Origin of the sequence: Fulvivirga sp. (assembly GCF_040220315.1) — a bacterium.
Lineage (GTDB): Bacteria > Bacteroidota > Bacteroidia > Cytophagales > Cyclobacteriaceae > Fulvivirga.
The window spans coordinates 1-13,857 of sequence record NZ_JAVJUY010000094.1 but is presented as its reverse complement, the minus strand read 5'-3'; the positions used below and the strand labels follow the sequence as shown (position 1 = coordinate 13,857).

Annotated in this window: 11 protein-coding genes; 3 read left to right on the top strand and 8 right to left on the bottom strand. The window is 38.1% G+C overall.

The annotated features are described in order from the left end of the window. Positions 1-1,789: class I tRNA ligase family protein (locus RLO81_RS04275; protein WP_350107722.1), on the top strand; the 1,789-nt coding region annotated here is incomplete at its 5' end. Between the two features lie 91 nt (positions 1,790-1,880). On the opposite strand, the gene RLO81_RS04270 is transcribed toward RLO81_RS04275, so the two are convergent. The 5 genes from RLO81_RS04270 to RLO81_RS04250 form a co-directional block, all read right to left on the bottom strand. Next, positions 1,881-4,289 (bottom strand): ABC transporter permease, encoded by a 2,409-nt coding sequence (locus tag RLO81_RS04270; RefSeq protein WP_350107720.1) that lies wholly within the window; start codon positions 4,287-4,289, stop codon positions 1,881-1,883. 76 nt (positions 4,290-4,365) lie between these two features. Then, a complete protein-coding gene (locus RLO81_RS04265) occupies positions 4,366-6,735 on the bottom strand; it encodes an ABC transporter permease (protein ID WP_350107717.1) in 2,370 nt (789 codons plus the stop codon). Positions 6,736-6,898: 163 nt separating this feature from the next. Then, positions 6,899-7,588, bottom strand: a complete 690-nt coding sequence (locus RLO81_RS04260; RefSeq protein ID WP_350107714.1) for an ABC transporter ATP-binding protein — start codon at positions 7,586-7,588, stop codon at positions 6,899-6,901. A gap of 53 nt (positions 7,589-7,641) precedes the next feature. Then, positions 7,642-8,892 (bottom strand): efflux RND transporter periplasmic adaptor subunit, encoded by a 1,251-nt coding sequence (locus RLO81_RS04255; protein WP_350107711.1) that lies wholly within the window; start codon positions 8,890-8,892, stop codon positions 7,642-7,644. Between the two features lie 20 nt (positions 8,893-8,912). After that, positions 8,913-9,089, bottom strand: coding sequence for a hypothetical protein (locus RLO81_RS04250; RefSeq protein WP_350107708.1), 177 nt, complete (start codon positions 9,087-9,089; stop codon positions 8,913-8,915). A 100-nt stretch (positions 9,090-9,189) separates the two neighbouring features. On the opposite strand from RLO81_RS04250, the gene RLO81_RS04245 reads away from it, so the two are divergent. Both RLO81_RS04245 and RLO81_RS04240 read left to right on the top strand, forming a co-directional pair. Then, positions 9,190-10,587 (top strand): sigma-54-dependent transcriptional regulator, encoded by a 1,398-nt coding sequence (locus RLO81_RS04245; RefSeq protein WP_350107705.1) that lies wholly within the window; start codon positions 9,190-9,192, stop codon positions 10,585-10,587. Next, positions 10,577-11,926: a sensor histidine kinase gene (locus RLO81_RS04240; protein WP_350107702.1), complete on the top strand. Its 1,350-nt coding sequence runs from the start codon at positions 10,577-10,579 to the stop codon at positions 11,924-11,926. Before RLO81_RS04245 ends, RLO81_RS04240 begins: the two co-directional genes overlap by 11 nt. Here the strand turns inward: RLO81_RS04240 and RLO81_RS04235 are convergent, their stop codons facing one another. The 3 genes from RLO81_RS04235 to smpB all read right to left on the bottom strand — a co-directional run bounded on the left by RLO81_RS04235 (position 11,927) and on the right by smpB (position 13,756). Then, entirely contained in the window at positions 11,927-12,433 is a 507-nt protein-coding gene (locus tag RLO81_RS04235) for an HNH endonuclease (protein WP_350107699.1), read from the bottom strand. A gap of 61 nt (positions 12,434-12,494) precedes the next feature. Further along, positions 12,495-13,283, bottom strand: a complete 789-nt coding sequence (locus tag RLO81_RS04230; protein ID WP_350107696.1) for a C40 family peptidase — start codon at positions 13,281-13,283, stop codon at positions 12,495-12,497. Positions 13,284-13,285: 2 nt separating this feature from the next. After that, the gene (gene smpB, locus RLO81_RS04225) at positions 13,286-13,756 is read right to left on the bottom strand and encodes an SsrA-binding protein SmpB (protein ID WP_350107693.1); all 471 of its coding nucleotides are present in this window, start codon (positions 13,754-13,756) and stop codon (positions 13,286-13,288) included. Between the last annotated feature and the right edge of the window lie 101 nt (positions 13,757-13,857).

The following is a 13,857-nucleotide window of genomic DNA, read 5'->3' as shown; positions in this document are numbered from 1 at the left end:
TCCAGTGTGGTTAGCTGATTATGTATTGGCAGGTTATGGAACTGGTGCAGTTATGGCTGTACCTTCTGGCGATCAGAGAGATTATGACTTTGCCAAACATTTTGATTTACCAATCCCTGCCATCAATGATGCAATGAATATCGAGGAAAAGGCTGATCCTACATGGGAAGGTAAAATCATCAATTCTGATTTCCTGAATGGTCTATCTCCAAAAGAAGCTATACGAAAAGGCATTGAAGAATTAGAAAAGAAAGGGATTGGAAGTGGAAAAGTGAATTACCGCATGCGCGATGCAATTTTTACTCGCCAACGTTATTGGGGCGAACCTTTACCGGTATACTTTAAAGATGAAATCCCCTACTTAATGGATGAATCCAAGCTGCCTTTGGTATTGCCTGAGGTAGATAAATACTTACCAACCGAAGATGGTGAACCTCCTTTGGGAAGAGCAACTAATTGGGAAACAGAGCAAGGAGATGCCATTGAAAAAAGTACTATGCCGGGTTGGGCTGGCAGTAGCTGGTATTTCTTCCGCTATATGGATGCCCACAACGAATCAGAGTTTGTTAGCAAAAAAGCCCAGGCATATTGGGAAAATGTAGACCTCTATATTGGAGGTTCAGAACATGCCACCGGGCACCTGCTTTACGCACGCTTTTGGACGAAGTTTTTATATGACCTTGGATTAGTTACAGTTGATGAGCCATTCAAAAAACTGATCAACCAAGGGATGATTCAAGGGGTATCGAGTTTTGTATATCGCTTGAATATCAAAACTGATAATTCTGCCGATGTAAGCCCTGAGATTTATCTCTCGAAAGGTATTGTTGACAAAATTAAGAAATCAAACATCACCAAGGCTGAAAGTGATATCATTGAACGACTAATCAATGAAGGTATAGAGTCATTCAACAAAAAGAATAATACTTCATGGTCGTTCACCAAATTAACCGACTATAAAATCACGCCAAGGCATGTAGATATAAGTTTAGTGAATAATGATGTACTTGAAATAGCTGAGTTTAGAGCCTGGAGACCAGAACTAGCTGATGCCATTATCATACCTGAAGCAAACAAATCATACTTGTGTGGCTCAGAAGTAGAGAAAATGTCAAAATCCAAATACAATGTGGTTAACCCGGATGATATCATTGAACGTTATGGAGCAGACACATTAAGACTCTATGAAATGTTCCTAGGGCCGTTAGAGCAGTTTAAGCCATGGAATACAAATGGAATTGATGGTGTATTCAAATTTTTGAGAAGGTTCTGGAACCTCTTCCACAATGATCAGGATCAGTTTGAAGTAAGTAATGCAGAGCCTACCAAAGAAGAGCTAAAAGTACTTCATAAAACTCTTAAGAAAACGAAGGAGGATATCGAGAACTATTCATTCAATACAACCGTGAGTGAATTTATGATTTGCACCAATGAACTTACTTCATTGAAGTGCAACAAGTTCAAAATTCTGGAGCCATTGGTAATTGCCCTTTCGCCTTATGCACCGCATATAGCTGAAGAGTTATGGAGCAAATTAGGCCATGTAGAAAGTGTTACAAAAGCTACTTTCCCAGAGTATGATGAAAAATACCTTGTAGAAAGTGAGCACGAGTATCCTGTATCTGTAAACGGAAAAATGCGTGCTAAAATGAGTTTTCCTTTAGATATGCCAAAAGAAGATATTGAGAAACAGGTGTTAGCTTCAGAAATAATCCAAAAATGGCTGGAAGGGAAGGATCCTAAAAAGGTAATTGTTGTGCCAAATAAAATTGTGAATGTTGTCGTGTAATATGGCATAGAGCCAAGAGCTTAGAGCTTAGTAAATTACTCTAAGCCCTACGCTCCTAGCTCTCTGCTCTTTGCCCTAAGCTCTTTGCCAATCATTCGTACCTCAAAGAATCTACCGGATTTACTTTTGCTGCTTTAAGTGACTGATAGCTCACAGTTAAATAGGCTATTCCTATGGCAACAATTCCACTTATAGCAAACACCCAGTAGCTTATATCTATTCTAAAGGCAAAACTGTTCAACCACTGTTCCATAGCATAATATGCAGGATAAATAGAAAGCAGAAAGGCTATAACCACAAGTTTCAAAAAGTCTTTTGACATAAGCCCGGTCACTTTCCACACGCTCGCTCCCATTACTTTTCTTATGCCAATTTCTTTGGTTCTTTGCTCTGCCATAAATGCTGAAAGGCCAAATAATCCAAGGCAAGCAATAAAGATGGCTACCGTGGTGAACACAGTAAATACCTGACCAAGTCGCTGCTCCGCCCTGAATGCCTCATCATATTCTTCATCTAAAAATGAGTACTGTAAAGGCTCGCCATTTGCATACTTATCCCAAGTGCCTTGCAGTGCGTTTAGCACATTTTCCGGTTTCTCACCTGAATATCTTAAATAGAGCGTATTGGCTTCCTTGGTTAATAAAAGAATCAATGGCCTTACATTGATTTTTAAATTCTCGAAACTAAAGTCTTCAGTCACACCTATGACCTCCATCTCAGTCGGCTGCTCAAAGTTGAAATTGATAATTTTTGACTCCAATGGATTCTCCCATCCAAACATTTTAACAGCCGCCTGATTAACAACCACTACGGCTGTATCTGCTGGAAAATCTTCGGAGAAATATCTTCCTTCAAGCATTTTAAAGCCTAATGTTTTAGGGTGATCATAATCTGAAAAATGAGTTGCCGCCAGATAATCCTGATCAGAATTCGTGGTTTTAAACACAGTATTATTGCTGGTGCCGGGGTAGGTATTGTTAGAAAAGCTTGCCCCCACTACAAATGAATTAGAAACCAGTTCATTTTTAAATGCTTGAACATCATTATTCAGTCTACTAACATCTTCAATAATTAAGATGTGCTCTTTGTCGATTCCTAAGTTTTTGTTCTGAATAAATGCAAGCTGCTGAAAAACAATAGCGGTGCAAATAATCAAAACTATTGATATCCAAAACTGGAATGTCACTAATACACTCCTCACTGCACCAGATTTCATTCCAGCCCGTAGCTTTCCTTTTAACACTTCGGTAATTTTAAAGCTGGTTAAGTAAAAAGCCGGGTAACTACCTGCCAGAATACCAACAATCAGTACCAAACCTAAAAATGTAAACAGAATAGTTGGCTCCAATATCCCTCCAAAAGTTAATGACTTGCCTGCCAATGAGTTAAAAGAAGGCAGAAGTAGATAAACTACTAACAGTGAAATCAACCCAGCAAATACTGAGTAGATCATAGACTCAGCTAAAAATTGAGCAATGAGCGTCTGTCTCAGCGAGCCCAATGTCTTCCTCAACCCTACTTCTTTTGCACGGCCTGCAGATCTGGCTGTTGTGAGGTTCATAAAATTGATACAAGCGAGCAGGATAATGAAAAGGCCTATACCTGTCATGATATAGATATAAGAAATATCACCTGTAGGTGTTGGCTCATCTTCAAAATCAGAGTACAAATGAATATCGTTTAAAGGAAAGCTGAAATACTCATAAATACCACCCTCTTTTCTAAATTCCTCTAACGACTTACCTACGAATTGCTGCATGATAGGCGTAACATTTCGAGCCATAATAGGCTCTAACTTTTCATCTACGGCTTTTGGATCACCGTCTGCTCTTAGCACATAGTATGTTAATAAGGTATTGTTTAACCAGTTGTTATTATTCAACCATGGAATTGATCGAATAGACAAAATTACGTCAAATTTGAAATGTGAATCCGGCCTGGAATTTTCCATGACACCTGTTACTTTATATTCGCCCTTATTGTTACCAATATTCAAGATTTGGTCAAGTGCCGCTGTTTCACTACCGAAATATTTAATGGCTAAGTCTGAAGAGAGCACCATTGTATTGGGTTCAACTAGAGCTGTTTTAGGGTTGCCATGCAACACTTTAAAACTGAAAACATTAAAGAAGTTGGAGTCAGCCGCATAAACGTTTTCTTCATTAAAGGCCAGTGAACCATTTCTAAAAATCCACTCTCCCATGTCACGCACTCGCACTGCCTCCTCCACTTCAGGTATTTCATCCATCAAGGCCCGAGCCATTGGCGGGCAGGAATTTGTTGTATAAATTTCCTGTTCCGATAATTTACCATGCAGGTTTACCCGATATATTCTGTCTCCTTTTTTATTGAATTTCTCAAAATTCAACTCATCGTAAATATATAATGAGATGAATAAAGCCCCTGCCATTCCAACAGAAAGACCCAAAATATTGATTATGGAAAAGAACTTTTGTTTTTGAATGTTGCGCATGGCAACTTTGAAATAGTTTTTTAGCATGACCTTGAAAGTGTTGTTGTTATAATACAGTCGTAAGACTGTAACACTTAAGAAAATGTTACAGCCTTACTTCAATTTATTCGTTCCTTAAAGAGTTCACCGGATTTGATGCCGCGGCCCTGTACACTTTAGTGCCTACAGTAAGGGTAGAGATTAGTAAAAACACAAGACCGGACGAAATAAAGACAAATGCACCCAATTCTACATGATAAGCCCAAATGGAACTCATTAAACCGCCAATCATAAAGTAACTAATTGCAGAGCTGATTACGATAGCTATAAGCATGATAATAAAAAACTGCTTATTCAGTTTTAGAACTACACTTTTTACAGAAGCTCCCAGCACTTTACGTACGGCCACTTCTTTTAGCTTTTTAAGTATATGCAACGAAACAAGTGTAAATAATCCTGAAACCGAAAGTATCGTTGCCACCAAACCCAAAAAGGTAAACATAGTAACGATGTTCTTATTCACCATATTGGCGTTGGTAATTTCTATATTAATGTACTCTCCTGTGTATAGCCTATCAGGGAATATTTCTTTCCATTTTGCCTCTAAGTATTCATTCACTTCAACTACTTCAGATGGCCTTGTATTAACAGTTAAAAATCTGTAATCATCCTTTGCAGACATTCTTAAAATCATTGGCTCAAGCGGATTCCATAATGAGCGGGTATAAACATCGTCAATCACACCTACCACAAATAATTGAACGGAATCTGCCCAAACCAATCGTTTGCCGATAGGGTTATCCCATTTAAATCGTTTCACTAATTCTTTTGTGACAAGAATTGACTCTTTAATATCTGTTTCACTATCCTTCATAAAATTTCTACCCTCTGTTAGTCTGATATTCATAGTTTCGAGATAATTCTCATCAACTTTCAATATATCAACCTCCTCCTGAAGTTCTTCAAATCTTATTGGGTCATTTCTATAAGCTTCAAATAATTGATCTTGCGATCCGGTAGTGGAGACAATTCTTCCATCATTGGCAACTGCATTTTTATAAACTTCATATTCGTCATAGTTATCAAATGCTACGTGTATGATGCCATCACCCTCATAGCCCATATCAAACTCTTTTTGATACTTGGCATTTTGTATAAATGAAATACTGGCAATAATGGCCAAAAGAGCAATGATCAATTGACCGGTAAGCAACACTTTGGTAAATGGGCTTGTGCCTCCAAATTTTTGAGTGCCTTTTAAAATGGTAACCGGTTCAAATTTACTGATGTAAAATGCAGGATAGCTACCAGCTAATAAACCGGTTAGTACAAGCATACCTACTAAAAACCCAAATAATCCTACATTTTCTGAATAGACTAATTGCAAATCAAACTCCCATAACTGGGCATAAGCTGGCACAAGCAACTCGGCTATAATGACTCCAAGAATTAATGAAGCAAAACATAACACGAGGCTTTCCAACATAAATTGTCTTATGAGTTGAAGCCTAATACCACCCATCACTTTTCTTAGTCCAATCTCTTTCAATCGGGAGCCGGCCATAGCAATACTAGTGTTAGTAAAATTGAAGCAAGCCAATAAAAGTAAGAGACCCGCCATAATTGCAGGAGCAATCACCGCCATGGGATGCATTGCCTGATATGTCCATCCACTAATATTATCTGAAGAAGCTCTTGATGCCATACCCACCAAAGGGTCTAAATAAAAATTAGTAATCTGAAAATCTTCCCTGGCTTCATTTTGAAGCTCGATATATTCGTTTAATTGATTTTCAATAGCCGGAATTCTTGATTTATCATTTAAAAGGGCAAAAGTTGTGGTCCATCGTGCCCAGTCATCTCTTTTTCTCTCAGGATCTGTGAGGTAATAATTTTCGAAAGAAGCAAATGCCTCCACGCCACCAAAACTTGAGTTTTGTGGTTTCTTTTTGAAGATACCAGCTACTTTATAGTCTCGCACTCCGCTATCTAAAACTTGTGTAACTACTTTGCCCAACGGATCTTCATCTCCAAAATACTTTTGAGCTAACTCATCACTGATTACAATATTGGCATTTTCAGAGATATCCAATTGACCCTGAGCTCGTTGGAAGGTAAAAATTTCGAAAAATGAAGGTTCAGTAAAAACGATGTTCGTATTAAACAGTTCATCTTCTATTCTGAACTTTTCATTAGGATTGATGTAGTTGGCCACTTTATCAAAATCAGAAACGTTTTCTGCAGCAAGGGCACCAAGTGGCCTTGGAATTATTCCATGTTTGGTAATTCTGCCTTGAAAATTTCTGAGACTATTGAGCCTGTAGATATTTTCTTTGTTGGTATGCTCAACATCAAAGCTGGCATCATAATCATAATTGAGGTATGCCACAATACAGCAAGCTATAGATACAGCCAAACCAAGCACATTAATGGTAACGAATGTCTTCTTCTTCCAAAGACTCCGAAAAGCGAGTTTTAGGTAATTCTTAATCATGGGTTGTTGTTTTGAGTTTTTGACCTTTTTTATTAGATGCAATTTCTAAAAAAAGGTTGCACCTAAAGTGAAATTTTGTTGCAAGTTACCTTGCATTGCATAGTACCTTACGGTAAAAAATCCCGATAGGTTACATCGGGATTTAGTTTTATTAACAGTACAATTAAATATGAAACTGCTCTTTGATGTTTTCAGTTACCACTTTACCATCGAATAAGTTGATCACTCTGTGTGCATAATTTGCATCGTAAGGTGAGTGAGTAACCATGATAATCGTAGTTCCTTCCTCATTCAATTCAGCCAAAAGCTTCATTACTTCTTCACCATTGGCTGAATCAAGGTTACCAGTAGGCTCATCGGCCAATATTACTCTTGGCTTGGCAACAATAGCTCTGGCAATTGCTACCCTTTGCTGCTGACCACCAGAAAGTTGTTGAGGGAAATGGTTTCTTCTGTGCATGATGTTCATGCGCTCTAAAACCTCTTCTACTCTTTGCTTTCTTTCGGCAGAAGGTACTTTCAAGTAAAGTAATGGTAATTCAACATTTTCGAATACTGTTAGCTCGTCAATTAAGTTAAAGCTCTGGAAAACGAATCCAATTGAACCTTTTCTTAACTGAGCTCTTTGTCTTTCAGAATAACCTGATACTTCGTGCTCACCAAAGTGATATTCGCCATCTGTTGGGTTATCCAACAATCCGAGAATGTTTAATAATGTTGACTTTCCACATCCAGATGGTCCCATTATCGCTACAAACTCCCCTTCTTTTATCTCAATGTTTATACTGTTAAGCGCTGTTGTTTCTACCTCATCGGTAGTGTAAACCTTTTGTAAGTTTTTGATTTTAATCATTTCAGTAATGTTTAGTTCTTGTTTATCCCGATACCCATCGGGATGACCTTTATTTATTGTAATACGAGTACCTCGTTATCTCCAAAGTTGTCGTACGATGAAGTAATTACTCTTTCTCCCGGATCTAACCCATCCAATACTTCAAAGTGTTCTGTATTCTTTCTTCCTAACCTTATATCCCTCTTCTCAGCTTTTGCACCAGAATCATCTACCACAAATACCCAGTTACCACCTGTATCTTTGTAGAAACCACCTACTGGCAGCAGCAATTCTTCTGAAGACTGACCTAACTCAATTCTTAATCTTAACGACTGGCCTCTTCTAATTCCTTCAGGGGCTTCTCCCAAGAATTGCATATCTACCTGGAATCTACCGTTATTAATATTAGGATAAATATAAGTAATCTCTAATTCATAGTCTCCACCAGCAAAACTGGTTGTAGCCTTTAATCCGGTAGATATTCTTGGCAAATAAAGTTCGTCAATCTGAGCACTTACTTTATAACTGCCCACTTTGTCCACCTGGCCTACTCTTTGTCCCGGATTTACGGTTTGCCCTTCATACATCTGAGGAGCAGTTAGCAATCCATCTATTGGTGATTTAATTGTTAGGTTATCCAAAATCTGAGCAACACCCGTTAGACTAGTCATCATACGTCTTTCTGACTCGTTTAGTTGTACCAATTGTCTTACACGAGATAATGAATCACTCTTGTAACTCTTGTAGGTAATCTCTTTTCTTTTGAGGTTATACTCGTAATTCGCCTTTGTTTGTTCAAAATCCTGCTTAGAGATAAGCTCTTTTTCGTAGAGCGACTTTTGACGCCTGTATTGAGGCTCCAATATTTCAAGTTGGTTCTCAATTAAAGCTAATGTCTGCTGTTGTTGTAGGTCATTTTGTTCCAGTTGCAGACGTGTCTGTCTTAAACGGTTAATACTCTCATTCAAAGAAGCTTCCTGACTTAATACACTTAATTCCCTGTTCAAGTTCGAGAGTTCCATAATAACATCACCCTTTTTTAGCATGGCTCCGCTTTCCTTATAAACTTTCTTTATTTGACCGCCTTCGATAGCATCAAGGTAAAAAGTTACACTTGGTTCTACCGTTCCGGTTTGAGGAATGAATTCTTGAAATACTCCTCTCTTTACTTCAGCGATCGTAATTTTTTCTTTTTCAACATTTAATTTCGATCTCCTGTCAGCAAATAGTAGTTGGTAAGCAACAAATACAACTAATAGTGTTGCACCTCCAATTGTAGAGATTCGCTTTACCGTCCATTTTTTCTTTTTAATTTTCTTATCCATGCAGTTTGTAGTCGCGTGTTTTATGTGGTTAGGGGAATGCCAACAAGTGTGCCAAACGTGTTTTTATCGATAATCGGGCATTTTCGAACATCCCAGAGTCCGATACCGTTCATTGATGAACGAAACTGTCCGTATGCGAACATTTCAGAAAAGTTCTCGTATACTTGCCTAATCTCATTAGCAACAATATGTACCACTCAATCCGTTTTTTGGGCTTCTACTTTCTTTTAGAGCCTTTTAAGAACAATTCGGTATCAACTTTGATATTGAGCGAGTACATACCTATAAAACTCAACTATGTCTGAAAAAAATACGAAATCAGGGAAAATTCTGATTGTAGATGATAACGAGGATTTACTGAAAGCTGCCAAAATATTTTTAAAAAGGCATTTTGCCCTGGTTGATCTGGAGAAAAATCCTGAAGCCATACCTTCGCTCATTAATAATGAAAATTACGATGTGATCCTTTTGGATATGAATTTCACTAAGGATGTGAGTAGTGGCAAAGAGGGGTATTATTGGTTGGAGCAAATTTTAGAAATGGACCCTTCTGCTGTAGTGGTGTTAATCACAGCGTATGGAGATGTTCAAATGGCTGTTAAGGCCATTAAGGCCGGGGCTACAGATTTTGTTTTAAAGCCCTGGGAAAATGAAAAACTTCTTGCCACTTTATATTCTGCCATGCGCCTTCGCGAATCAAAGCTGGAAGTTGAGGATTTAAGATCGAAGCAAAAAGAAATCAACCTTCAGATAAACAATAAGTATGATAACATAATCGGCCAAAGCCCAGCAATTCGAAAAACATTTGAGACGATTGATCGTGTTGCAGTAACGGACGCCAATGTCTTGATTCTTGGAGAAAACGGAACAGGTAAAGAAATGGTAGCACGCGCCATTCATAATAATTCACCCAGAAGAGATAAAGTTTTTGTAAATGTTGATTTAGGCTCTGTCAGTGAAACCCTTTTTGAAAGTGAGTTATTTGGTCATAAAAAAGGCGCTTTTACAGATGCAAAAGAAGATCGGGCTGGTAGGTTTGAAATTGCCAATGGTGGAACGCTCTTCCTTGATGAAATTGGTAATTTAAGTATGCCATTACAGGCTAAACTTTTAGCGGTACTTCAAAATAGAAAGGTGAGTCGTGTAGGTTCCAATAAGGAAATCAACATTGATATCAGGCTTTTATGCGCCACTAACATGCCACTTTACGACATGGTGAAAGAGAATAAGTTCAGGCAAGACTTACTTTACAGAATCAATACGATTGAAATTGAACTGCCTTCTCTGAGAAATAGGTTAGAAGACATTCCTTTGTTGGCCAATCATTTCCTAGATCATTATAACAAAAAGTACTCTAAAAATGTGAGTAAAATTAGTGAAGGCGCCCTTTCCAGGATGCAAAAGCATCATTGGCCGGGTAATGTTCGTGAACTCCAACACTCACTTGAAAGAGCTGTGATTATGAGTAACTCTCAAGTGCTTCAACCTGAAGATTTCAATTTCACTAATCAGGGACAACAAACTAACAATGATGCTGAAAATGTGATGCTCGATCAATTTAAACTAGAGGAAGTAGAAAAAATACTGATCAGGAAAGTACTAAAGAAGTATAATGGCAATATAACCCAGGCTGCTTCTGAGCTTGGACTTACGCGGTCATCACTCTACAGAAGATTGGAGAAGTATGGTCTTTAATGACTTTCGGTTTCGTACACTCTCACGAGTAATTCTTTTAGGGCTTACCATGGCGGTAACCATTTTATGCGCCATGATACCCGATATGTATGTGACTGCTGCTGTTTTAGGTCTGGTGGTTGTTTTTCAGCTCGCTGAACTTTTCAGATTTATTTCAAATACCAATAGAAAACTTACCCGCTTTTTAGAGTCAGTAAAATATTCTGATTTTGTATCAGGCTTTTCAGCCGATGATAGCCTGGGCAAGAGTTTTAAAGAATTAAACCTGGCATTTAACCAAGTGTTGGAAGCGTTTAGAAAAGCCCGAAGTGAAAAAGAAGAGCACCTCCTCTATTTGAATACCATCGTAGAGCATGTTAGCACCGGACTCATTTCTTTTGATTTAGAGGGTAACGTGGAACTCATCAACGCAACAGCTAAAAAGTTTCTGAAAATTGACACCCTTAGGAATATTGAAGAGTTGATCGAGACACAATCGAGGCTCTATAAGGTACTTTTCGATCTGCCCACAGGTAAGAGTGAGTTATTCAGGCTGGAAGGTGAAATTCAGTTATCAGTAACAGCCACAGAAATTGTATTACGAGGCAAAAAAGTAAAGCTGGTTGCGCTTCAAAATATTCAGCCTGAACTTCAGAAGAAAGAATTAGAAGCATGGCAGAATCTTACCAAAGTATTACGCCATGAAATTATGAATTCCATCACTCCTATTGCATCACTTACCTCCACTTTAAAGGATGTTTTAATAGAAGATTTGGTGCGGAAAGGAGATTTATATCATTTAAATGAAGATGCTGTAGACGATTTACACGATGGCATTGAAACCATCGAAGGCCGAAGTAAAGGGCTAATAAAATTCATTAATGCCTATCGCGATTACACTTCAATACCGCTTCCTAAAATTCAGCCAATTCATGCAGATGCGTTGATAGAACATTTGCTTCAACTGCTAAAAGCAGAGCTAAGAAAGGCAAATGTTACGATTGAAACAGCCATTGTGTCAAAAGAAATAATTATAAATGGTGATGAAGAGTTAATTGAACAGGTGCTTATTAATATCGTAAAGAATGCTATTGAGGCCATGGAAGGCATCAAAAACCCCCGAATAATAATTTCTGTAAGTTATAATGACTCTAATAATCCTAAAATTATAGTTTCAGATAATGGTTCTGGCATTGCTCGGGAAGCTCTGGAGCAGATATTTATACCTTTTTACACTACTAAACCTACTGGCAGTGGTATTGGCCTAAGTTTATCACGACAAATAATGCAGCTGCATAACGGCACACTCACTGTTGATTCCGAGCTAGGCCATGGTACTGCCTTTTCACTGAATTTCTAATCACTTGTTTTTCACCTTGAGATAAGGCTTCCATTCATCGCAAAACATACCTGAAAAATCGCGTAGGAATAACACATAGGAGGGTTTAAACGGCTTAATTTTCAATGGCATGTCTGCATTTTCAGGTGTATTATCGCCCTTTTTAGCATTACATTTTTTACAGGCTGTAACCAAATTAGCCCAAACAGATTTGCCTCCTTTCGAACGGGGAATAACGTGATCTAAGGTTAAGTCTTTCGACTGCCCACAATATTGGCATTGAAAATTATCCCTTCTAAAAATATTCTGGCGAGTTAACGATACTCCCTTGTATGGTACATTCACATACTTGTTGAGCCTAATGACGGCTGGCATTGGAAAAGATTGAGTAATCGATCTTAGCTTATAACCATTGGCAGGCTGTACGAGCTCAGATTTTCTCAGGTAATTTAATAAAAAGGCTCTCTGAACTGTACATACAGATATCGGGCTATAATCCTGATTTAGTACTAATACCTTTCCATTCATCCGTTTAAGATACCCCGTAAAGGTGGGGTATGCAAGAAACGTTTAAGGCTACACGGTTATTTTACAATTTGATAATTCTCCTTATAGCATGTAACTGATGTGTATTTTGGTGGCTTTCAGCATGGATAATTCCCTCTTGTGTAAATGAATCAATTCTTACTTTGCCTGAGGCATGAATGATTTCGTTTTCACTTATAAGTACTCCCACATGAACAATCTTACCCTCTTTATTTACAAAGAAAGGTACATCTCCAGCCTGCCTGTTCTCAAATTCAACTTGCTCACCTTTTACGGCCTGATCTTTAGAATCCCTGGGTAGTTTGAACCCGCACATTCTAAAAATGATCTGCGTAAAGCCAGAGCAATCGATTCCAAATGGAGTGCGGCCTCCCCACAAGTAAGGCGCATTTAAATATTTCTTTGCAGTCTGAATTAAGAACTCTACGTCTCGTTTAGAGCTAAGGCTCTTTGCCTCACCGTTAAAGGCTAGCTGCTCTTCTACCTTAAAAATTTCATTGGTTGAAATGGGCAAAACACTGCCCATTACAATATTGGTTTGGTGCTTATTGAATAGAATGGTGGCCGATAAATCAGTACAAATTTTATAATCGGAATGATTTATTTGATCAAAATATTCGTTGGAAATAGCATGATGCTGTTTGGCATCTATCCAACCCTCGTAACCATCAAAGAACATCTTTATTCTGCACCACTTTTTATTATCAGAAATGTCGGTAATGGTGTAGTGATCCCCAAAAAGTAGTTGGGTTACCATTTCTGCGGCATCCTTCGGCTCTGAGCGAACCGGAATAATGCTTAACCTTGCTATACCTTTATCGCCTATCTCCATTTTTAAAACTTCATTCTGTCCATCTCACGTTTCACATCTCGCTCTTTGATGCTATCTCGCTTATCGTGCAACTTTTTGCCTTTTCCTAATGCAATTTCCATTTTAGCCAAACCACGGTCATTAATAAATAGTCTAATTGGTATGATAGTTAAGCCTTTTTCATTCAGCTTACTTTCCAGCTTGCTCAGTTCTTGCTTTCTAAGCAACAATTTCCTTTCTCTATCTTCGGAATGATTATAAAATGACCCTTGAGCATAAGGTGCTATGTGAACATTTTTCACAAACAGTTCTCCATCCTTAAAATAACAATAGCCGTCTTGCAGATTCACCTTCCCTTCCCTGATTGACTTTATCTCAGTGCCTTTCAGCACCATGCCGGCCAAATATTTATCTATAAACTCATACTCGAACTTTGCCCGTTTATTTTTTATGTTGATATCGTTGGCAAACCGCCCCTTCTCTTTCTTAGTCATTGCCTTCAAATTTAGAGAAAATCTTTTCGATCACGTCCTTTTTTAGCACCTTCTGTCCTGTATTTCCTTTAGCAATTACCCGATCATTTACTCTTGCTATA

Coding starts and splice junctions, on each gene's coding strand:
- RLO81_RS04270 (WP_350107720.1), bottom strand. CDS start 4,289: ATGCTAAAAAACTATTTCAAAGTTGCCATGCGCAACATTCAAAAACAA.
- RLO81_RS04265 (WP_350107717.1), bottom strand. CDS start 6,735: ATGATTAAGAATTACCTAAAACTCGCTTTTCGGAGTCTTTGGAAGAAG.
- RLO81_RS04260 (WP_350107714.1), bottom strand. CDS start 7,588: ATGATTAAAATCAAAAACTTACAAAAGGTTTACACTACCGATGAGGTA.
- RLO81_RS04255 (WP_350107711.1), bottom strand. CDS start 8,892: ATGGATAAGAAAATTAAAAAGAAAAAATGGACGGTAAAGCGAATCTCT.
- RLO81_RS04245 (WP_350107705.1), top strand. CDS start 9,190: ATGTCTGAAAAAAATACGAAATCAGGGAAAATTCTGATTGTAGATGAT.
- RLO81_RS04240 (WP_350107702.1), top strand. CDS start 10,577: ATGGTCTTTAATGACTTTCGGTTTCGTACACTCTCACGAGTAATTCTT.
- RLO81_RS04235 (WP_350107699.1), bottom strand. CDS start 12,433: ATGAATGGAAAGGTATTAGTACTAAATCAGGATTATAGCCCGATATCT.
- RLO81_RS04230 (WP_350107696.1), bottom strand. CDS start 13,283: ATGGAGATAGGCGATAAAGGTATAGCAAGGTTAAGCATTATTCCGGTT.
- smpB (WP_350107693.1), bottom strand. CDS start 13,756: ATGACTAAGAAAGAGAAGGGGCGGTTTGCCAACGATATCAACATAAAA.